Genomic DNA, 20,608 nt, shown 5'->3' with positions numbered 1-20,608 from the left:
GGACCGGCACCAGTGGACAGACCCAGCGCGGTCGAACGCTCTCTGCGCGAGGCCGCGCCCCACGAGATCTTCGACGTGCTCCGCTCCCTGATCGAGCGCCGTCATCATGCCCGGTCGGTGGAGCTGCTCATGGCCGACTATGCCATGAAAAGGCTGCAGCCCGTCGGGGTGCTGCCGCACACCCGCCCCCCGGTGTCGGTGTACGGGAGTGCTGAGGGTCGTGCCTTCGGCGCACAGGAACCGCACTGTGTGTACGACGACCCGGCGGCCACGGTGACGGTGCACCTGCCGGTCAGCGTCCGGGGGGAGAGGCTGGGGGGTCCTGAGCGTCACCTTGCGGACCGGCGAGGACGGACCGGCCGCGGACGTGGTGGAGGAGCTTCAGGAGTGCGCCGACGCGCTGGCGCACGAGGTGGTCGTCGCGGGACGGGACACCGATCTGTTCCTGCAGGCGCGCCGGGCGGAACGGCTGACGCTGGCCGCCGAGATGCAGTGGCAGTTGCTCCCCGGTGGTTCCTGTGCCCGGCCCGAGTACAGCCTGGGTGCCCAGCTGGAACCCGCGTACGCCATTTTCGGCGACAGCTTCGACTGGTCGGCCTCGGCCGACGACCTGTACCTGACCGTCAGCAACGGCATGGGCGAGGGGACCGACGCCGCGTTGCTGACCAGCCTTGCGACCAATGCCCTGCGCAATGCCCGCCGGGCCGGCCTGGACCTGAGTGACCAGGCCTATCTGGCCGATCAGGCCGTTCACGGGCAGTACCAGGGAAGCCGCTACCTGTCGACGCTGCTGTTCCGGTTCCACCTCCCGACCGGGGACGTGGAGATCATCGACGCCGGTTCACCGCGCGTGTGGCGGGTGCGCAAGGGGGTGGTCGAGGCGATCGAACTGGAGGCGCAGATGCCCCTGGGCATGTTCGAGGACACCGTCTACGTTCCACAGCACCTCAAGGTCGAACCCGGAGACCGGTTGCTCTTCATCAGTGACGGCGTCTACGACGCGTTGTCACCGAGCGGTGAGAGGTACAGCCTCCGAGCACTGGCCGCGTCGATCACCGGCGCGCGGCTGCTGCCCGCCTCACAGGTGCCCAGAGCGATACTGCAGGAACTGCTCGGGTACCGCGGCTCCCACCCGGCTGCGGACGACTCCCTGGTGGTGTGTCTGGACTGGCACGGCCGCCCCGCCCCGGGCCGGGACGGCCAGGACCTGCCCCGGACCACGGTGGTGTGACCTTTCCGTGGAGTTCCCGGGTTCGCGTCGTGAGGGGGGCGGGCGGCGTCCCCGCCTCGGGAGGCGGGGCGCGCGGGGGGCGGGTTGCCATCGAGGACGCGCCTGGGTAATGCTTGCCGCAAGCTAAGTATTTCTCGTCCACCGGGAAGGGTGGTGCGGTTCGCCCCGGGCGGGCCCTCTTCATGGCCTCTACCGAGGGAGTCCCCGTGCCGATACCCGAGCAGCGCTCCGCGTCCGGCCTGTGGACTCTGGCCCCCTACCCCGTGATCATGATCGACGAGGCCGGCACCGTCGTGGAGACGAACCCCGCGGCCGCCCTCCTCCTGGAAGGCGCGGTGCCCGGGGCGAACATGCTGGACGCGGTCCCGGACTGGCTGGCCCGGGCCCACCTGGAAGCGGTCGTGGACGGGCGGCGTCCTGCCCGGGAGCACCGGGACGCCGGGGGCCCGCCTTCGGTGTCGGGGCGGATCGCGGCCCACAGCTTCGAGGCGCACCCCACCCGGAGCCAGGACGGGAAGGTGGTGTGGTGGCTGGTCGACGACACCGACCGCCGGCTCGCCGAGGAGACGCTCGCCACCGAGCGCGAACGCACCAGGTTCCTCGCGGAGGCGTCCAGTACCCTGCTGGCCTCGTTGAACACCGACAGATGCATGGCCGCCACCGCGCAGATGGCCACCGAGTTCCTCGCGGACGTGGCGGTCGTCGTCGCCCCGCCGTCCGGCAGCAGGCTGCCCGTCGCGCACGGCGTCGCGGGCCGGGAAGTCACCCGTACCGTGGTCGCGGCCGATCCGTCCGGGCTCCCGGGTCTCAGCGAGGCGCTGCAGGGGTTCCCGCCCGTCCCCTCACGCTGGATCGACCCCGCGGCACTGCCCGACTGGGTCGTCCCGCAAGGCTTCGACGGGACGGTCCGGTCGGTCGTCGTGACCCCCCTGCCCGGCCACGGCGTGCCCGCCGGAGCCCTGATCCTGCTGCGCAGCACGGATCATGCGCAGTTCAGCGAGAACGAGGAGATCTTCGCCCGGCTGTTCGCCGCCCGGGCCGGCGCCGCCCTGTCCGCCTCCCGCCTCTACAGCGAGCAGAGCGCCATCACCCGGACCCTGATGCGTGACCTGCTTCCTCCTCGACTGGAGCGGCTCAACGGGGTGGAGATCGCCGGCGGCTACCGGGCCGCCGGGGCCAGTGAGCGGGTGGGCGGCGACTTCTACGACGTCCACCCCGGCAGCACCACGGCCGACGCGTCGCTGGTGGTCCTGGGCGACGTGTGCGGCAAGGGCCTGGACGCGGCCGTCCTGACCGGCAAGATCCGCAACACCCTGCAGGCGCTGGTGCCCATGGCCGACGACCACGAGCGGGTGCTGCAGCTTCTCAACGGAGCGCTCCTGACCTCTCACCACACCCGTTTCGCGACCCTGGTGCTGGCCTCGGTGCAGCGCGCGGAGAGCCAGGTGCGGCTGCGCCTCACCTCGGCCGGTCACCCCGCACCCCTGGTGGTCCGTACGGACGGCAGCGTCGAGGAGGTTCCCACGCGCGGCTCCCTGATCGGGGCCCTCCCGACGATCGAGGCCCGCTCGGTCGAGACGGTCCTGCAACCGGGCGAGACGTGCCTGCTCTACACCGATGGATTCACCGAGGCCCGCGGTGGGCCGCTCGGCGACGAACTGTTCGGCGAAGAGCGCCTGAAGAAAGCCCTGTCGGAGTGCGCCGGCATGCCGGGGGAGGCCGTGGTCGAGCGGATCCAGATGCTCGCCTCGCAGTGGCTGCGCGACGGCAGCCATGACGACATGGCCGTCGTCGTCATCAGTGCTCCGCACACGGCCCACCTGGGCGCGGTGAACGGCCGCGCCCGGGGCAGGTACACCGCATGAACGCGAGAGGCGACTCCGGTCCCGACGGCCTCCAGGCCCTTCGGGACCGGTTGTGGACGGCGTTGACCGGCCGCGACGAACACGGTGCCGCAGAGCTCGTCCTCACCGCCCTGGAGGACGGTGTGGGCGTGGAGACGGTTCTGCTGGATCTCATCGCCCCGGTGCAGGCGAAGGTCGGTGCCGAGTGGGCGGCCAACCGTCTGAGCGTCGCGCAGGAACATGCCGCCAGCGCCATCACCGAGCGCACCATCGCCGTCCTCGCCCACCACCCCGCCGCCCGCACCGCTCCTGCTCTGGGCCGTGTCACCGTGGCGTGCGTGGACCAGGAATGGCACGTCCTGCCGGCTCGCCTCCTCGCCGAAGTCCTCACCCTGCGTGGCTGGCAGGTCGACTTCCTGGGCGCCCAGGTGCCCACCCCCCACCTCATCGACCACCTCCACCACAACACCGTGGACGCGGTCGCCCTCTCCTCCTCGATCCCCACCCGGCTGCCTGTCGCCCACGCGGCGATCACCGCCTGCCAGGCCGTCGGAGTCCCCGTCCTCGTCGGCGGAGCGGCCTTCGGGCCCGACGGCCGCTTCGCCCGTCTGCTCGGAGCCGACGCCTGGGCCCCCGACGCACGCGCCGCGGCCCGGCAGCTCGCCGACGGGATCCCCGCGTCCGGCCTCGCCACCGGGCGGCAGCGGATCGATGACCTGCCCCACCTCGCCGACCAGGAGTACACGCTCGTCGCCCGCTCGCAGGGGCAGCTCGTCAAGGAGGTCCTCGCACGGATGGACGACCGCTTCCCCGCGATGGCCGCCTACACCGCTCCCCAGCGGGAGCGCACCGCCGAGGACATCGCGCACATCGTCGAGTTCCTGGCCGTGGCCCTCTACACCGATGACGACGAGCTGTTCACCACGTTCATCACCTGGACGGCCGGCATCCTCACCGCACGCCGCGTGCCCGCCCGGTCCCTGCAGCCCGCACTGGACGTCCTGGCCACCGAACTCAAGGACTTCCCCCGATCCACCCGGCTGCTCGACCGGGCACGTTCCGCCCTGGACGGCCTATCCGTACCAGCCGGAACACACCCCGGAGCTCCCGCATGACCCCCCTGCCCCACCGCCCCTTCAGCCTCACCGTGGAAGCCGGGCAGGGCACCGCACACCTCCGTCTCGCCGGTGACCTGGACTACGACACCTGCGACGAACTGGTGGAGCAGGCCGAACAATGTCTCATCACCCACCCCGGTCTGCAGGACCTGCGCCTCGACTGCGCGGAACTCCGGTTCTGCGACTCCATGGGCATCTCCGTCCTTCTGATGATCCACCGCAAGACCACCGCCCGGAACATACGGCTGAACCTGGACGACCCGCCCCCGTTCCTGGAACGCATCCTGGACACCACCGGAGTCCGGCATCTCTTCTCCCAGGCGCACCCGTCCCAGCAGACCGGGCAGGCCACCCCCGGTCAGAGCACCTCCCCCCGCACCCCGCCGCTCCCCGCCCCACGGCCCCCCGGGCCGGGGAACCCCGAAGACCCCGGACCGGAACCCGAGAAGGCCCTCCTGTAAGGGCGTCGGGGGAGAAGCCCGCAAGGGCATCGGGGAAAGCGGGGGCCCGTCCCGGTCCGTACCCGCCGGAGTCCGCGAGGCGTGAATCCCGGGACGCTTCGCACACGGGCGCGTCGGGGTCGTTCGCGGGTGTTGCCGCACCGAGACGTCGGACGGCGCGGTACGGGTGCCGGCTGCCGCGGAGAAGGCCGCGTCGAAGGTCCGGGAGGCCGTCCGTCCGGGACACGGGATTCCCGGTGCCCGCGGAGCCGGGGCGCCCAGGACGGCGCGCACCTCACACCGCTCGGGACGCACGTCTGTACGGCACCGGCCACTTCCTGGGGGTCCGCCCCGGGGGGGGGCATGCCGGCCACCGGTCCGCTCCCCTTCTTCGTCAAGGACCCCGCTCGCTCGTGACGGCAGCGAATCACACGTCAATACTTACGCGAAATTTTTTTCGCGTAAGTATTGACGTGTGATTCGGGCGGGGAGACGCTGGAGGCGCCCCTTCTTCCCTCTTCCGGAAGGCGCGAAGGTCATGAACCTCCCTCACCCGCACCCCGCGGACGCCACGTCGCCTGCTTCCGTGCCCGGCCGTTCGCGCTCGCGGTTCCCGGTGGCCGCGGTGCTGGCCGACCGTCTCGACGACGCACCCGTGGCGGATGCCGCCGTCCGGCTTGCCGCCGCACGCGGCGCGCCCCTGCTGCTGATCGCGGTGATGCCGCCGTTGCCGCCGCGGGCCGTGCCGCCCCACCCGCACGGCGTGACGGTCCGCGCGGTGCTGGGGCGGGCGCTGCCGCAGGTGGCCCGCGCCGGCCTCGCCCACCAGCCGGCCCTCTACCACCGTCCCGCCGGGCGCACGGGGCGGCTGGGCGCGGCGAAGGCCCTGCTGGATGCGGCTGTCGCCCATGGCTGCTCGCTGCTGGTCGTCTCCCGCAGCGGGCCGGCGGGGCTGGACGCGTGCACCGTGATGGAGGCGGCCGCCCTCCGTGGTGGCCCGCTCGTCCATGCGGCCTCTCCGGCGCCCTGGGTGCCCCTGATCGCGCCCCGCCCTCCGGGCTGACCGGTATGCCGGGCGGCCGCCGGGAGGGGCGGCCGTGGACGGGGGACCGGCTCCCGGCGCGCTCCGCGGGGAAGGGTGGCCCGGGGCCGCTGGCGCCCCGCACCCTTGCGCCGTCGGTGGGGGGGGGGGGGGGGGCCCCGCCCCCCCCCCCCCGCCGCGGCTCGTCCGGCGGCCCGTCAGGAGGTGGTGAGTTCCTCCCCGGTGGGGGTGTCCTCGCGGTGCAGGAAGGTGACCAGCAGGTCGCCGACGGGATGGTCGGCCTCGGCGGGGTGGCGCAGCGCGACGCTGAGGTCGATGGTGTAGCGGTTGCGGCGGCCGACGCGGGCGCGGGTGAGATATCCGGCCGCTTCGAGGTCGGCGACGATCAACTGCACGGCGCGTTCGGTGATGCCGACGGCCTCCGCCACGTCCCGCAGGCGGATCTCGGGATCGCGGGCGAGGGCGATCAGGACGCGGGCGTGGTTGGTCAGGAACGTCCACTGGTCGCCGCGCGCGGCGGAGGGCTGGCTCATGACCCTCATCATACGAAGTCCGCTTCGCGTGACCAACATCATTTCACGAAAAACTATTGACGAAAAATTTTTCGCGTAATTCTTGACGGGGATCGGGTGGCCGGGTGACGCTGAACACACCCCGCCCTTCCCCTTCGACTCCGCCGAAAGGGGGTCACGATGTCCGCCCCGACCTCGACCCCGGCCCCGACCCGTCCCGACGCCACCGGCGCACCGGCCCTGCCCGTCTCCCTGCCGCGCCCGGTCACCGCGCTGGTGACCGACCGGCCCGACGACCTCGCCGTGGTGGACGCCGCCGTCCGCCTGGCCGCTTCCCGCAAGGCCCCGGTGCTGCTGGTCGCCGTGCTGCCCGCACAGCGGCAGATCCCGGCCACGGCGGCCCGCGCGGACGCCTCCACCGTCCGGATGTTCCTGGCCCGGGTGCTGCCCCGGCTGCGGCACGCCGGGGTGGGCTACATCCCCGTCGCCCACCGCGCCCCGGCCGCCGCGGAGGGGCCGCCGGGGCTGCGGGCCGCGAGCGGGGTGCTGGACCTGGCAGCGCGGCACCACTCGCCGCTGGTGGTGGCCTCCAGCCGGGGGCCGGCCGACCTGGACGCGCACGGCCTGACCGAAGCCTCCGCCGTGCGCGGCGGACCGTTCGTCTACGCCGTCGACCCCGCCGCCCGCTCGGTGACGCCCCTCGCCGGCGCCGTCCTCGGACCGGCCGGCCCGCCACCCACCGCGGTACGCACCGTGTGGGCACTGGCCGACCGGCGCCCTTCGGCGGCGGCTGCCCCGCCGAAGGAGACGTGATGGACGGCCTGACCGCGCCGGCGCGCCGCGGTGGCTGCTCGCACCGGTCGTACTGCTCGCACCGGTCGACCCGTTCGTCGGCGCCCTGTGTGCCGCCCTCACGACACGGCCGCGCCGCCGCACGGCCGCCGCCCGGCGACCCCGTGACCAGGGAGGTGAGCGCCCCTGTGAACCGGCGGCCCGTGCCCGGCCCCCCTCCGTGACCCGCCGGGGCACGGCCACCGCCCTCGACCGTCCTCCCGATCCGTCAGAGGAAGCCGATGCACCATGAATGACCTGTCGTTCACCGTCCCGCTGTGGGGGTGGGCCGCCGTCACCCTCGTGATCGCCGTCATGCTCGCCGTCGACCTCGTCGCCCACCGCGACCACCACGTGATCGGCTTCAGGGAAGCGGCCCTCTGGTCCGGGGTGTGGATCGCCATCGGTCTCGCCTTCGGCCTGGTCCTCCTCGTCTGGCAGGGCAGCGAGGTGTCCACCACCTACTACGCCGGCTACCTGATCGAGAAGGCACTGTCCGTCGACAACGTCTTCGTCTTCGCGCTGGTCTTCTCCTTCTTCGCCGTCCCCGACGCCTACCAGCACAAAGTCCTGTTCTGGGGCGTCGTCGGAGCGCTGGTCTTCCGGCTGGTGTTCATCTTCGTCGGCGCCGAACTGCTGCAGCTGTTCTTCTGGACCGCCTACCTCTTCGGCGCGTTCCTGATCTGGACCGGCTACAGGATGGCCGTCTCCAAGAACGAGGAGATCCACCCCGACCGCAACGTCATCGTCCGCCTGGTCAAGAGGGTCGTTCCCACCGACCCGAGGTTCCACGGCGGCCACTTCTTCACGAAGACCAACGGCCGGCGGGTGGCCACCCTGCTGTTCGTGGCGCTGGTCGCGATCGAGGCCACCGACCTGATCTTCGCCGTCGACTCCGTCGCCGCGATCCTCGCGATCACCACCAACACCTTCCTGGTGTGGACCGCCAACGCCTTCGCCGTGCTCGGCCTGCGCAGCCTGTACTTCTGCCTGGCCGGACTGCTGCGCCGCTTCGCCTACCTCCACTACGGCCTCGCGGTCCTGCTCGCCTTCGCCGGCGTCAAGCTCATCCTGTCCGAGACCCCCGTCGGCAAGCTGCCCATCCCCCTCACCCTCGGCGTCATCGTCGCCACCATCACCGTCTCCATCGCCTGGTCCCTCATCGCCACCCGAGGCCAGGACGGCGACACCGACCGCGACACCCCGGCCGGGGCCGACCGGCCCGCGACCGCCGGACCCGCACCCGGCGGCACCGGCCCGCACCACCCGGAGGCACCGTCATGACCATCTGGGCACCGGCCCGCACCTCCCGTTCACCGCACCGCCCCGGTGCCCGCCGACACACTCACCGGCCATCCGGCCGGCAGCGGCATCCCGGCCCTCGTCACCGCCGCCCCGCGCCGTCCGCGAGGGGACCGTCCAAGCCGGGCTGCCCGCCGCCCCCGCCGATGCGACTCCGACCGCCGCGGCCGCCTTCCGCTCCACCGGCTTCAGCCTTCGGGGCCCCGCCCCGCGCCGTCCGCGAGGGGACCGCTCAAGCCGGGCTGCCCGCCGCCCCCGCCGATGCGACTCCGACCGCCGCGGCCGCCTTCCGCTCCACCGGCTTCAGCCTTCAAGGCCCTGCTCCACCCCGCGCGCGCAGGACGGCCTCGCCCACCGGGCCGACGCCGTCCTCTTCCTCCCACCGAGGGCCTCACCGGGGCGCTCACCGCAGCCGGGCGCGCCGCCGCCGTGCCGCCCGGGCCGTGCTCAGACCGTGCGGGGAGGCAGGGGGCGCAGGGCCGGGCCCTGGAGCACTTCGCCGTCGACCCCGAACCGCGAGCCGTGGCAGGGGCACTCCCAGGCGGTCTCCGCCTCGTTGAAGGCGACCAGGCAGCCGAGGTGTGTGCAGCGCGCCGACACGGCGTGGGTGGCTCCGCCCTCGTCGCGGTAGACGGCGCAGCGGCGCCCTCCGACCCGGACGATCGCACCCGAGCCGGGGGTGATCTCGGCGACGGAGTCGACGTGGGTGGTCTTCAGGCGGTCACCCACGAAGTGCCGGGCGACCTCGGCCTGTTGTTTCAGCAGGGTCGCGCCCTCCCGGACGGTGCTCCACAGACGGCGTGGGTCGTACAGCCCCGCCCACTCGGGTTCCGTGCCGGTGAGCGTGGACGCCAGCAGCTGTCCGGCCATGGCACCCCCGCTCATGCCCCAGCCGCCGAAGCCGGTCGCCACGTACACGTGGCGTGCGCCCGGATGGAAGGGGCCGACCAGGGGCACGCCGTCGCTCACGTCGTTGTCCTGGGCGGCCCACCGGTAGGCCGTCTCGCCGACCGCGAAGTGCTCGTGCATCCAGGCGTCCAGCCGCAGGAAGCGCTCGTGGCCGTCCCCCGTACCGGGGGTGAAACTTTCGCCCGTGACGATGAGCAGCCGCCGGCCGTCGTCGAGCGGAGCGGTCCGTACGGACCGCTTGCCCATGTCGTCCGTGATGTACATGTGCTTCGGCGCCCCGGAGGCGGGCAGGGGTGCGGCGACGACCAGTTCGCGGTGCGGTGACAGGCGCGCGAAGTGGAGCGCCCGGTCGAAGACCGGGTAGTGCGTGGCGACGACGACGTCCCCGGCCGTGACCGTCGCGCCCCGCTCCGTCGTCAGCTTGCACGGTCTGCCCTCGGACAGGCCGGTCACCCGGGTGCGTTCGTGGATGACACCGCCCCGTGCGGTGATGTCGTCCGCGAGGGCCAGAAGGTACTTGCGGGGGTGGAACTGCGCCTGGTCCGCCACGAGCACGGCTGCGGCCACGGGGAAGGGCAGGTCCGTGTCCGTCACGAGGCGGGCGTCCAGCCCCGCTTCCGCGGCGGCCTCGGCCTCGGCCTCGAACGAGGGACGTTCCCGCGGGGCAGTGGTGAAGGTCAGCGCCGACGACCGCTCGAGGTCGCAGTCGACCCCCAGTTCCGCCGCCACCGAGGCGACCCGTTCCACCGCTGCCTGCTGGGAGCGGGCGTAGTGGCGTGCGCCCTCCCGCCCGCGCGTGCGGCGCAGCCGCCCGTACACGAGCGAGTGAGCCGCGGTGAGCTTCGCCGTCGTGTAGCCGGTCACCCCGGCGGCCACGCGGTCCGCCTCCAGCACGACCACCTTCCGTCCGGCCCGGGTCAGTTCCCAGGCGGTACTCAGGCCTGCCATGCCCGCCCCGATCACGGCGACGTCCGCCGTCGCGTCGGTGTCCAGTGCCGGCCGCCGGACACCGGGCGCCGTGTCCATCCAGTACGACTCGGCCATACCGGGAAGCTCAGATCGCGTCGTCATGCACCCACGGGTTCCCCCGGCGGCCGAAAGGAGACGCGGTGAGCGGGATCCTTCCCCCGAGTGGCCCTGGACTTCGTAGCCGTCCGGTGGCGCCCGCCGCGCCCGCGCGGCCCGCGCGGTTCATCCGGAGGGAAAGGCCGGAGAGGACGGAAAGGAACGCCGTCCGGTCCGGCGGCGATGCGCCGGGTGCGCACGGCGTACACGCGGGCTGCGCCGAGCAGGACGTCGGCGCGCACGGTGTCAGGCGTCGGGGACGATGACGACCTTGCCGACGACGGTGCCGGACTCGGCGAGCGCCAGCGCCGCCGCGGCCTGTGACAGGGGGATCCTCGCGGCGATCCGCGGGGTCAGGACGCCGTCGGCCACCAGCCGGAGCACCTCGGAGAGGTCCTCGCCCCTCCGCCGCCGCCAGGACGCCCGGTAGCGGCGTTCGCCGGCCCAGAGGTTGTAGAAGTACGCGTTCCTGCCGTTCGGCAGGGTGTTCCACACCGCGAGCCGCGCGAACAGCTTCAGCACCGGCAGCCGCGAGTTGCCCTCCTCGTCTTTGGTGGCCGCGGTGCCGTACGAGACCAGCGTTCCGCCCCGGCGCAGGAGCTGCCACGACTGCTCGACCCCGGCGCCGCCGACGTGGTCGAACACCGCGTCCACGCCGTCCGGCGCGAGTTCCCGGATGCGGCCGTACATGTCCGGGTCGCGGTAGTCGACCGGGGTCGCGCCCAGTGCGCGCACGGTCGCGTGATGGCGCGCCGACGCCGTGCCGATCACGGTGATGCCGGCGTGGCGGGCCAGTTGGACCAGCGTGGAGCCGACGCCGCCGTTGGCGCCCAGCACCACGATCGTCCCGCCGGCGCGGACCCCGGCGACGCGGTGCAGCATCTGCCGGGCGGTGATGCCGTTGACGACCACGGTCTCCGCGGCGGCCGCGTCCACCGCGTCCGGTACGGGCATCAGGTCCGCGGCGTCGAGGAGGAGGTGGCTGGCCCACGCGCCGGTCTTGGTGACCGCGGCGAACCGGCGTCCGACGAGCGCGGCATCGACCTCCGGGCCGGCCGCCGCCACGGTGCCGACCACGTCGTAACCGGGCACGAAGGGGAACGGCGGCTGGTCGTAGTACTTGCCGCGGCGCATCTGCTGCTCGGCGAACGACACGCCGGTCGCGTCCATCCGCAGGAGGACCTGGCCCTTGGCCGGGGCCGGGAGACCGCGGGTCCGGAGCTCCAGGCCGTCCGGCTCGACCGTGCCGGGCAGGACGATCTCGGTGACGGAGGTGGTGACGGTGCTGCTCATGGCGTACCCCTAAAGCTTCCAACCGTTTGCTTACGCCTGTAAAGCTACAGTCGTTAGTTCGAGGTCGGCAAGAGAGAACGACCGTAAGCTTCGCGCTGTAAGGTGACGGCATGGGAGACGACACAGCAGCGACACGCGTCCGTGTCCGCAACCGCCGCGGGGAGGGCGCCCGACTCCGCGACGAGATCGTGACCGCGGCGGTCGCCCTGCTCGACGAGACCGGGGACGAGAGCGCCCTCACCCTGCGCTCCGTCGCCCGCCGTGTCGGTATCGCGGCCCCCTCGATCTACCGGCACTTCCCCGACCAGCCCGCCATCATGCTGGCCGTGGTGCGCAGCGCCTTCACCGAGCTGGACGAACATCTGCGCACCGCCGAGGACGCCGCGGGTGACGCGCCCCGTGAGCGGCTCACGGCGCTGTGCCGGAGTTACCTGGAGTTCGCGCAGGCCCACCCCGGGCGCTACCGCACGATGTTCGCAGGGCTCTGGATCCCCGATCTGAACGAGAGTTCCGTGACCGAGGAGGACATGGTCGAGCTCGGCCGGGCGAGCCTGCGGCGATTCGCCGCAGCCCTCGAGGGCTGCGTCACCGCCGGCTGCGCGACCAGCACCGACGTGTCCGCCGACGCGGTCGCGTTGTGGCTCGGCCTGCACGGACTCGCCCACCAGCGAGCGGTCGCCCCCTCCTTCCCGTGGCCGCCGGACATCGCCGAACGGGTCATCACCACGCTCGCGCACCTCACGGACGGATAGCCGGACGGACAGGGCGACGACTCCCGGGCACGGCGGTGCGAAGGGCCCCGGCAGAAGTGGTCGGACGCGGCGTGTGCGGGCCGGGCCGCCGGACCACCCGCCCGGTGGGCAGTGGACGGCCCTGCCACGGTCGGTTTCACCGGCTCGAGACTCGCCGCCGGCCCCGCCCCGGCGGCCTTCGCCCCCAACGGAGCGACCTGCGCGGCTGGTCGACAGGGTTACGCGGGGCCGGCCGGCGGCGGCCGGCCCCCGCCGGCCGCGTGCTCTCCCGGTGCGGCGGGAGGTGTCCCGCCCCCTCCCCGGGGCTTCGGGGGCGACGCACGCGCCGCGTGACGAACCGGATCGAGGCCGGGCTCCACAAGGCGTTGCGCGGTCGGCGGCCCGGTGTCCCTCTACAGTGCTCTCGGAGACGGGGCAGGGGGGAGCAGGGCATGGAGGGACAACGGTGCTCGGAACACCGGGCGCTGGTGGTCGGGATCGAGGGTCCCGCACCGGATCTGGAGGGCGAGGACCAGCCGGAGTGGCCGCCGCTGCCGTTCGCCCCGAAGTACGCCGGGCAGCTTCGCGACGCCCTCCGCTTCTTCGGCTACCGGCCGCACGACACCGAGGGGGACCCCTCCGGATCGGCGTCCGCCCTGGAGCGGGCCGTCGAGTCGGTGCTGGAGGCCGGTCCCGGGTTCGTCGTGGTGCACGTCCTGGCCCACGGCAAGCCGGCCGACAGCGGCGGCGTCTACGTCGTCGGCGGCGATGCGCGGCTCACCCGCCACGACATCGAGAGCTGGCTCAAGCTGGTCGAGGACGCCGGCCCGGACGAGTCGGCGCCGTACGTGCTGTTCCTGCTGGACCTGTGCTACTCGGGCAACGTGGCCCGGCGGGAGTGGCAGCACGCCCTGCCCGGAGACCGGCGACGGGCCTGGGTGCTCGCCGCCGGCGGGGTCGGCGAGCAGACCTACGACGGCCGTCTGACCCGGGCGGTCACCGAGGTGCTCGGGCGGTTCGCGAACGAGAGCGTACGGGTGGACCCGTCCGTGCCGTACATCCCCTTCCCCCTCTTCTGCCGTCAGGTCATGGACCTGGTGGACGCGTACACGACGGGCGGGCCGCCGCAGAAGGCCCTCGACCCCATGGTCCCCGTGTCGGCCGCGGAACTCTCCCACCTCGCCTTCTTCCCCAATCCCGCGTACGGCCGGGGCGGACCGCGAACCGCGGCCCGCGCCCGGGTGGACCGGACGGTCACCGCACTCCTCGACGAGGTGGCCGACGTCCGGCACTTCACCGGCCGCGCCTCCGGCACCGAGGCGGTGTTCGGGGAGGGAGGCCCGATGTTCTTCCGGGGCAGGGAGGCCGAAGTGCGCTCGCTGGCGGACTGGTTACGGGGCGGGGGACCGGACCTGCGGGTGGTCACCGGCAGACCGGGAGTGGGCAAGTCCGCGCTGCTGGGCGCGCTGGTGTGCGCCGCCCACCCGGAACTGCGAGGGGGAACACACCAGGTGTGGACGTCGCGGGCCGACGCGCCGCCCATGGTCCCCGGTCTGGCCGTGGTGCACGCGCGCAGGCGCTCGGTCCCCGAGGTGATGGCCGGCCTCGGCCGTCAGTGGAAGCTGGGCACCACCCACGACGTCACCGATGTCGTCGCCGCCCTCCGGGAGCGCCCCCGACCACCGGTGCTGATTCTGGACGCGCTGGACGAGGCCGAGCACCCCAGGGAACTGATGACGGCGCTGCTCGCCCTGGCCCCGGCCTGCCGGATGCTGGTCGGCGTCCGGCCGGGACGTCGCTTCGCGCCGTTGTTCCGCAGGGCCGGCGGAGGACGCGTCGACCTGGACGCCGTGCCGGACCAGCGTCTGCGCGACGAGCTGCGCGACTACCTGCGCGGCGTGCTGGCCGTCGACGACCGCTACGCGACGGCCGAGGGGGAGGGGACCGCCGGCCGGCTGGCCGACGGCATCGCCCGGGAGCTGGTGCGGCGCGGTGTGCCGGAGTGCGGCGAGTTCCTGGTGGCCGCGCTGTACGTGCGGCACGTCCTCGACCAGCCCTTCCCGGACGGTCCGGCGGAGGTGCGAAGACTCGTCGGCTCCGTGCCGCGCGATCTCCGCAAGGTCATGAACCTGCATCTCGAGGACCGGTGGCGCCCGCTGTGGACGGACGCCGTCCTCCTCTCCCTCGCCCATGCCCGGGGCACCGGCATGCCGGAGGAGGTGGTGCGGACGGTGGCCGCCGTCTTCGCCCCGCGCGCACCGCGGACCGGGCAGGTCCGCGAGGTGCTCGACACGGTCCGGTTCTACCTGCGCCGTGACGTGGACGGCGAGGGCAGAACGGTGTACCGCCTCTTCCACCAGGGCCTCGCCGACCTCCTCCGGTCGGAAGGGCCGTACGCCGACGCCGTGTTCACCCGGCTGCTCACCCTCGTCCGGGACCCTCGCCACTGGGCGACGGCAGAGCCCTATCTGCTGCGCCACGCGGCCGGGCACGCCGCCGAGGCCGGCCGACTGCCCGAGCTCCTCGACGACGTCGAGTTCGTCCTGCACGCGGACGCCGACGCACTGGAGCGGCAGCTGCGGCCGCTGCAGGGCAGACGATGGCTGCCGGAGTGGGCCCGGCGCGACCGGCTCCCGCCGCTCGCGGGACTGTACGCCGACACCGCCGACGTGCACCGCCACCGGACCCCCGCCCAGCGCCGCCAGATCCTCACCGTCGCCGCGGCCCGGCAGGACGAGCGGGGACTGGCCCGTGTCCTCGGCGAGGGCGGGTCGTGGCGGGCCCACCGGGTGGGGCGCGTCCCCGCACACGCGGTGCTGCAGGACGTCCCGGGGGACGCGACGCTGGGGCCCGTGTGGGCCGATCGGCCCTCCCCCGTCACCAGCCTGGTCCCGGTGGACCTGGACGGCCGGCCGCACCTCGTCACCGCTTCCCGGGACGGCCAGGTGCGGGTCTGGGATCTCCGGGGACGCCGGGTGGTCGCATCAGGCGTCCCCCCTCTCGGCGTGGACCGGGGACAGAGCCGGGCGGCCTGCGCGGTCCTGGGCTCCGAGGTCCTCGCCGTCCACTGGTTCGAGGCGGCGGGCGGCGGGTCCTCGCGGCTCAACGTGTGGGAGCTGCCGGGGCCACGTTTCGCCAGGGAGAGCGCGCACGTGTCCCGGCAGCTTTTCGTCGCCGTCGCCGGCGCCACCGTGCGCGGCCGGCCGGTCGCGGTCCTGTGCGGCCGCCGGTGGCGCTCGTTGCTGCCCGAGGTGGGGGTGCTGGTCCTGTGGGACCTGCGGGAGAACCGGCGGCTCGGCGAGCCGCTGCTCGACGGGGGCCGTGCGGTGCGATGTGTGGCGGTGGCGACGGTGGAGGGGCGTGCGCACGCGGTGACCGGGGGCGACGACGGTGCGGTGCGGGTGTGGGATCTGGAGGCGGGCGGGGAGGCGCGGGTGCTCACCGGGCACGAGGGGGCGGTGGGCTGTGTGGCGGTGGCGACGGTGGAGGGGCGTGCGCACGCGGTGACCGGGGGCGACGACGGTGCGGTGCGGGTGTGGGATCTGCAGGCGGGCGGGGAGGCGCGGGTGCTCGCCCGGCACGAGGGCGCGGTGCGGTGTGCGACGGTCGCGTCGGTGGGCGGACGCGCGCACGCGCTCACCGCCGGCCTGGACGGCACGGTCCGCGCGTCGGACCTGCTGACCGGCGTCGAAGCGCACGTGCTGTGCCTTCCGGGGAAGCCGCGGGCGCTGACGGCCGCCACCGACGGTACGGTCGTCGTCGCGCTGGGCGACACCCTCGTCGCGCTGGAACCGGGCGGTGGCCTCGTGCCGTTCCTCCCCTGGAGCGCTGTCGCCCGTGTCTGATCCCGCCACCTCCCGGAAGGAGACAGCCATGTCTCTCATCGTCGGCGTCCACGGCGTCGGAAACCACGTCCGTGGCCGGGCGCCCGAGGACGTCGCCGCACAGCGCGCCGGCGTCTGGGCCAGGAGCCTCGCCGCCGGTCTCGGCCGGCCCCTGGCGGAGAGCGAGGTGGCGTTCGCCTACTACGGCCACCATCTGAGCCGCGGCCTTCCGGTCGCCCAGGGCCCGGACGACGGCGCCCTGGAGCACCTGACCCCGCACGAGGCGGCGCTCGCGGCGCACTGGCTCGAGGCGCTGGACCTGCCCAGGGCCACCGCGCAGGGGCGCCTCACCATGCCCCTGCGGCACGCGGTGGAGATGGTGGCGAAGCGCTTCAGCCTGGACGGCCGGCTCACGCGTGCCTTCGTCGCCCTGTGCTTCCGCGAGGTCGCCGCCTATCTGAGCGCCCCGGACGCGCCGGCCCGGCTCGCGGCCCGCGAGGAGGTGGCAGCGGTGATCGCCGAACGCCGGCCGCGCGTCGTGATCGCCCATTCCCTCGGCACGGTGGTGACCTACGAGGCCCTGCACGCCCACCCCGAGCTGACCGTCGACCTCCTCATCACCCTCGGGTCGCCGCTCGCCCTGCCGCACGGCGTCTTCCACCGTCTGCGGCCCGCACCCGCCGAGCGGGGCGTCCGCCCCGCGGGCGTCGCCCGCTGGGTGAACGTCTCCGACCACGGGGACCCCGTGGCCGTCCTGCGGCCCCTGGCAAGCTACTTCGACGGCGTGGACCTCGATCTCGAGGAGAGCGTCCGCCTCTTCGACTTCCACCGCGCCGCGGGCTACCTCCGCAGCCCGGCCGTCGCCGCCGCCCTGGAACCCCACCTGCCACGACGGTGACCGCCGCGGACACCCGACGCACCCCGGGTGTGCGCCGGGTGTCCGTTCCCGGGATCTGGTGGCGGGCCCGGACCGCCCGCGAACAGGGGGCGGGCAGGACGAGGACGGGAGGGAGCCGCGGGAGGTCCTGCCTCTGCCCGGTGGTGCCGGCGGGTCAGGGCTCCAGGAGCTCGGGCCCGTCCCCGCGGTCGGCCTCCCGGTGGCGCCGGTCCAGGACAGCGCGTGCGGGGCCGAGCAGGGCGGACCGGGTCCGGCCGCGCAGTGCGGCGCGGGCCGCGTTGGCGCCGGGGGCCCCGTGGACGCCGCCGCCGGGGTGAGCGGCGGCCGAGGCGAGGTACAGCCCTTTCACCGGTGTCTCCGGCCGGCCGGTCCCGGGGGTGGGGCGGAACACCAGCTGCTGGTGCATCGCGGTGGTGCCGTTGTTGATCGCACCGCCGTACAGGTTCGCGTCGAGGGCCTGCAGCGCGGGCGGCGGGAGAAGGCGGCGGGACCTGATGCGGGAACGGAACCCCGGCGCCCAGCGCTCCACCTCGCTCTCCACGCGGTCGGCCATGGCTTCCTGTTCCCGCCGGTCCCAGGTTCCGGTCAGACCGTCCTCGCCCGCGTCGCCCTTGATCCGGTGCGGGACATGGGTGTACGCCCACGCCGACTCGGTACCGGCCGGGGAGCGGGTGCCGTCGGCCGTGGTCATCTGCCCGAAGAGGAGGAAGGGACGGTCGGGTACGCGGCCGGTCGCGATCTGCGCGGCGAAGCGGGTGAGGCCGTCGACGCCGTCGGCCAGATGGACCGTGCCCGCCGTCGAGGCCTCCTGCGCGGTCCAGGGCACGGGCCCGCCGAGTGCCCAGTCGACCTTGAAGGTGGCGAAGTCCCACTGGAACCGGACGAGATCGTCCAGCAGCCGGCCGGGCAGGTGCCGGGCGTCGACCAGTGCGCCGTACAACGCGGGCGCGGAGACGTCGGCGAGCACGGCACGGGACGCCGGTACGGACTCGCCCCCCGCCGTGCGGACGCCGACGGCACGGCCGCCCCGCACCACCACCTCGCTCACCCGCTCGCCGCAGCGGACCACGCCACCGCGCCGCTCCAGCCGCCGGACCAGGGACGCGGTGAGCGCACTGGATCCGCCGACCGGGACGGGAAAACCGTAGGCCTGGCCGAGCATGGACATCAGCCAGCCGAAGCCGCCGCTGCCCGCCGACTCGGGTGCCAGGTCCGCGTGCAGCGCGTTGCCCGCGATCAGCAGCCTGCCCGCCTCGCCGCGGAACTCCTCCTCCCCCAGCCGCCGGGCGGGCAGCAGCAGGGTCCTGGCCAGGCGCAGGCCCCCGGAGGCCCGGAGCCGCACGGCGAGGCGCGCCGCGGACCGCACCGGCGGGAAGGGGGTGAACAGCGCGCCGAGAAGGTCGGGGCCCATCCGGTTCCAGGTCTCGCACAGGCCCAGCCAGGCCGCCCCGTCGCCCGCGCCGAACGCGTCCAGGCCCGCGGCCGTGTCCTCGCTCCGGCGTTCCAGGACCGCGCACCGGCCGTCCGGCAGGGGATGCGCCAGGACGCGGGCGGCATGGCTCCAGCCGAGCCCCTCCTCGTGGAGCCGCAGGTCCGCCAGCACCGGGGAGGCGGCGGCGAGCGGGTAAAAGGAGCTGAACACGTCACTGACGTAGTCGGGGTGTACGCCGCGGTCGCTGCGGACGGCGCCGCCGGGCTCCGGCTGCTCCTCCAGGACCTCGACGCTCCATCCGGCGTCGGCGAGGAGATTCGCCGCGACGAGACCGTTGGGCCCGGCTCCGACGACCACCGCGTCCGGCATCGCTGCCTCCTGTTCGTCGCGGCGGCGCACCGGTGCGGGGCGTGCCGCGGGGTTGTGGTCGGGCCCGGCCGTCGGCGTGTACCGCGTGTACTGCCCGGACGTCCGCGGGCGGGTGTGCGGCCGGCCGGCGCCGTACGGCCACGGATCCGCCGGCCCGGCGTGTCCTCACTCGTGCCCGGCCCGCCGGGGCCCACCTCCGGCCTTCCACTCTCGCAGGCATCCGGGGGATCCGCCGCCTGCCGCTGAACCGGGTGCCCGGGTACCCCCGGGGGAGCCCGCCCCACGGCAGGGGAGGCACCGGATACGCGGAGAGCGCCGGAGACCGCCGACCGGCCGGCCTTCGGCGCGGCCCGGGGAGGGCCCCGGGCGGACCGTGCAGGCGGGACCAGGGAGGGGCGTCATGCACCGTCGGCACGGTTCGCCCGGCCGCCGGCCCCCAGAAGACCGGTGGCGGAGAACTCGGTGCCGAGCACCGTGCGCCGGGACCAGAGGCCCACAAGACCGGGCAGTCCCGCCCGCACCACCTGGACGCCGCGCAGCCACGCGGGGACGTACACGGCGGCCGAGCGCCTCTCGACGCAGGCGGTCAGGCGGGCGGCCACGTCTGCGGCGGGGTAGACCTTGCGCGCCGGTCGGGGCATGTGCGCCCGCAGCTCGCGCAGGACGGCATGCTCGTCGGCGTCCCGGATCATGTCGGTGTCGGTCCAGTTCAGGTAGGCGATGCCCACGGCCACTCCGCGGGGAGCCACTTCGGCGCGCAGGGCGTGCGTGAACGACTCCACGCCCGCCTTGGAGGCGCAGTACGCGCTCATCATCGGTGCGGCGCCGATGGACGCGAGGGAGGCGACCTGAAGGTAGTACCCGTGGGTGTCGAGCAGGTCGGGCAGGAAGGTGCGGGCCGTGACGGCACTCCCGACGAGGTTGACCTCGACCACCCGACGCCAGGTGGCGGGGTCGGACCCGACGAAGGGGCCTCCTTCCGCGAGGCCGGCGTTGGCGACGACGACGGACGGCGGGCCGAGCCGGTCGCGGACCTCGGCGGCGACCCGCGCCATGGCGTCGTCGTCGGTGACGTCGACCTCCCAGTGACGCGCCTCGGTCGGCAGGGACCCGGCCACCCGGGCGAGGGTGTCCGCCTCCAGGCCGAGCAGAGCGACTCCCGCCCCTCTGCGGGCCAGCTGCCCGGCGACCGCCGCGCCGATCCCCCGCGCCGCACCCGTCACCACGGCGACACGGCCCCGAAGAACGTACGGACGGCCGGTCACGGGTTTCCCCCCGGCCGACGAGACGCGTGGGGGAGGAGCCGCGGCGCGGCCGGCGGGCGCGCGCCCGTGCGGACCGTCCGGTGCGCCCGGACGGTCGGCGGCAGTCCACGGACTCTTCTCATGGGATCCATCAGGCCAGTTGCCGGCTCTCCCCGCATCTCGGGGGAACCACGAGGCCGGTGAAACCGGTCAGGGCTGCTCCGGGGGTGTGTGCCGGGCGCCGGGCACACGCTGCTGCCCGGCGAGACGCTCCGGCTACGGGTGAGGGACGCCGTGGACACCGGCGCCGACGCCGTACGCGCGGCCCTCTCCTGCGTGGAACCGGCGTGAACACGGTCGGCACGGCCGGTACACCGAGCACGGTCGGCACGCACGGCACGCCCGGTACGGCCGGCACTGCGAGCACGCCTCCCGAACGCGGCACCACCAAGGACGTCGCCGCGGTCACCGGGGTGTCCAATCCACACGGGAACCGGCCACCTCGACGTCGAGGACCTCTCGC

At 74.1% G+C, this 20,608-nt stretch carries 14 protein-coding genes and 1 pseudogene; 10 read left to right on the top strand and 5 right to left on the bottom strand.

Annotation, left to right across the window (positions count from 1 at the left end; all coding sequences use genetic code 11):
- Positions 1-12: 12 nt before the first annotated feature.
- The 5 genes and pseudogenes from ORI94_RS26715 (at position 13) to ORI94_RS26695 (ending at position 5,696) form a co-directional block, all read left to right on the top strand.
- Positions 13-1,231 (top strand): annotated as a pseudogene (locus ORI94_RS26715) (PP2C family protein-serine/threonine phosphatase).
- A 182-nt stretch (positions 1,232-1,413) separates the two neighbouring features.
- Positions 1,414-3,096 (top strand): SpoIIE family protein phosphatase, encoded by a 1,683-nt coding sequence (locus tag ORI94_RS26710; protein ID WP_416237903.1) that lies wholly within the window; start codon positions 1,414-1,416, stop codon positions 3,094-3,096.
- The gene (locus tag ORI94_RS26705; RefSeq protein ID WP_266080169.1) at positions 3,093-4,190 is read left to right on the top strand and encodes a cobalamin B12-binding domain-containing protein; all 1,098 of its coding nucleotides are present in this window, start codon (positions 3,093-3,095) and stop codon (positions 4,188-4,190) included. The genes ORI94_RS26710 and ORI94_RS26705 overlap by 4 nt, the downstream gene beginning before the upstream one ends.
- Positions 4,187-4,654: an STAS domain-containing protein gene (locus tag ORI94_RS26700; protein WP_266080167.1), complete on the top strand. Its 468-nt coding sequence runs from the start codon at positions 4,187-4,189 to the stop codon at positions 4,652-4,654. The genes ORI94_RS26705 and ORI94_RS26700 overlap by 4 nt, the downstream gene beginning before the upstream one ends.
- 517 nt (positions 4,655-5,171) lie before the next feature.
- Entirely contained in the window at positions 5,172-5,696 is a 525-nt protein-coding gene (locus ORI94_RS26695; protein ID WP_266080165.1) for a universal stress protein, read from the top strand.
- Between the two features lie 176 nt (positions 5,697-5,872).
- On the opposite strand, the gene ORI94_RS26690 is transcribed toward ORI94_RS26695, so the two are convergent.
- Positions 5,873-6,208, bottom strand: coding sequence for a helix-turn-helix transcriptional regulator (locus ORI94_RS26690; RefSeq protein ID WP_266080163.1), 336 nt, complete (start codon positions 6,206-6,208; stop codon positions 5,873-5,875).
- 159 nt (positions 6,209-6,367) lie between these two features.
- Here ORI94_RS26690 and ORI94_RS26685 point away from each other — a divergent pair, with 159 nt between their 5' ends.
- Positions 6,368-7,000 (top strand): universal stress protein, encoded by a 633-nt coding sequence (locus tag ORI94_RS26685; RefSeq protein WP_266080161.1) that lies wholly within the window; start codon positions 6,368-6,370, stop codon positions 6,998-7,000.
- 267 nt (positions 7,001-7,267) lie between these two features.
- Complete coding sequence (locus ORI94_RS26680) at positions 7,268-8,302, top strand: TerC family protein (protein ID WP_266080159.1); 1,035 nt, start codon at positions 7,268-7,270, stop codon at positions 8,300-8,302.
- A gap of 465 nt (positions 8,303-8,767) precedes the next feature.
- Here ORI94_RS26680 and ORI94_RS26675 read toward each other — a convergent pair whose 3' ends face one another.
- Entirely contained in the window at positions 8,768-10,300 is a 1,533-nt protein-coding gene (locus ORI94_RS26675) for an FAD-dependent oxidoreductase (RefSeq protein WP_266080157.1), read from the bottom strand.
- Positions 10,301-10,540: 240 nt separating this feature from the next.
- On the bottom strand, positions 10,541-11,587 hold the full coding sequence (locus ORI94_RS26670) for a medium chain dehydrogenase/reductase family protein (RefSeq protein WP_266080155.1): 1,047 nt from the start codon (positions 11,585-11,587) through the stop codon (positions 10,541-10,543).
- Positions 11,588-11,697: 110 nt separating this feature from the next.
- On the opposite strand from ORI94_RS26670, the gene ORI94_RS26665 reads away from it, so the two are divergent.
- The 3 genes from ORI94_RS26665 (at position 11,698) to ORI94_RS26655 (ending at position 17,040) form a co-directional block, all read left to right on the top strand.
- Positions 11,698-12,339, top strand: a complete 642-nt coding sequence (locus tag ORI94_RS26665) for a TetR/AcrR family transcriptional regulator (RefSeq protein WP_266080153.1) — start codon at positions 11,698-11,700, stop codon at positions 12,337-12,339.
- A 431-nt stretch (positions 12,340-12,770) separates the two neighbouring features.
- Entirely contained in the window at positions 12,771-16,163 is a 3,393-nt protein-coding gene (locus ORI94_RS26660) for an AAA family ATPase (RefSeq protein ID WP_266080151.1), read from the top strand.
- Positions 16,164-16,191: 28 nt separating this feature from the next.
- A complete protein-coding gene (locus ORI94_RS26655; RefSeq protein WP_266080149.1) occupies positions 16,192-17,040 on the top strand; it encodes a hypothetical protein in 849 nt (282 codons plus the stop codon).
- Between the two features lie 154 nt (positions 17,041-17,194).
- On the opposite strand, the gene ORI94_RS26650 is transcribed toward ORI94_RS26655, so the two are convergent.
- Together ORI94_RS26650 and ORI94_RS26645 are read right to left on the bottom strand one after the other, a co-directional pair.
- Positions 17,195-18,841, bottom strand: a complete 1,647-nt coding sequence (locus ORI94_RS26650; RefSeq protein WP_266080147.1) for a phytoene desaturase family protein — start codon at positions 18,839-18,841, stop codon at positions 17,195-17,197.
- 398 nt (positions 18,842-19,239) lie between these two features.
- Positions 19,240-20,106, bottom strand: a complete 867-nt coding sequence (locus tag ORI94_RS26645; RefSeq protein ID WP_266080145.1) for an SDR family oxidoreductase — start codon at positions 20,104-20,106, stop codon at positions 19,240-19,242.
- Between the last annotated feature and the right edge of the window lie 502 nt (positions 20,107-20,608).

Source organism: Streptomyces sp. NEAU-W12, from assembly GCF_026242095.1.
In the GTDB taxonomy this organism is placed as follows: domain Bacteria; phylum Actinomycetota; class Actinomycetes; order Streptomycetales; family Streptomycetaceae; genus Streptomyces.
This window is presented reverse-complemented; position numbering and strand designations above follow the sequence as displayed.

Coding starts and splice junctions, on each gene's coding strand:
- ORI94_RS26680 (WP_266080159.1), top strand. CDS start 7,268: ATGAATGACCTGTCGTTCACCGTCCCGCTGTGGGGGTGGGCCGCCGTC.
- ORI94_RS26655 (WP_266080149.1), top strand. CDS start 16,192: ATGTCTCTCATCGTCGGCGTCCACGGCGTCGGAAACCACGTCCGTGGC.
- ORI94_RS26695 (WP_266080165.1), top strand. CDS start 5,172: ATGAACCTCCCTCACCCGCACCCCGCGGACGCCACGTCGCCTGCTTCC.
- ORI94_RS26670 (WP_266080155.1), bottom strand. CDS start 11,587: ATGAGCAGCACCGTCACCACCTCCGTCACCGAGATCGTCCTGCCCGGC.
- ORI94_RS26675 (WP_266080157.1), bottom strand. CDS start 10,300: ATGACGACGCGATCTGAGCTTCCCGGTATGGCCGAGTCGTACTGGATG.
- ORI94_RS26700 (WP_266080167.1), top strand. CDS start 4,187: ATGACCCCCCTGCCCCACCGCCCCTTCAGCCTCACCGTGGAAGCCGGG.
- ORI94_RS26685 (WP_266080161.1), top strand. CDS start 6,368: ATGTCCGCCCCGACCTCGACCCCGGCCCCGACCCGTCCCGACGCCACC.
- ORI94_RS26665 (WP_266080153.1), top strand. CDS start 11,698: ATGGGAGACGACACAGCAGCGACACGCGTCCGTGTCCGCAACCGCCGC.
- ORI94_RS26690 (WP_266080163.1), bottom strand. CDS start 6,208: ATGAGCCAGCCCTCCGCCGCGCGCGGCGACCAGTGGACGTTCCTGACC.
- ORI94_RS26650 (WP_266080147.1), bottom strand. CDS start 18,841: ATGCCGGACGCGGTGGTCGTCGGAGCCGGGCCCAACGGTCTCGTCGCG.
- ORI94_RS26710 (WP_416237903.1), top strand. CDS start 1,414: ATGGCCTCTACCGAGGGAGTCCCCGTGCCGATACCCGAGCAGCGCTCC.
- ORI94_RS26660 (WP_266080151.1), top strand. CDS start 12,771: ATGGAGGGACAACGGTGCTCGGAACACCGGGCGCTGGTGGTCGGGATC.
- ORI94_RS26705 (WP_266080169.1), top strand. CDS start 3,093: ATGAACGCGAGAGGCGACTCCGGTCCCGACGGCCTCCAGGCCCTTCGG.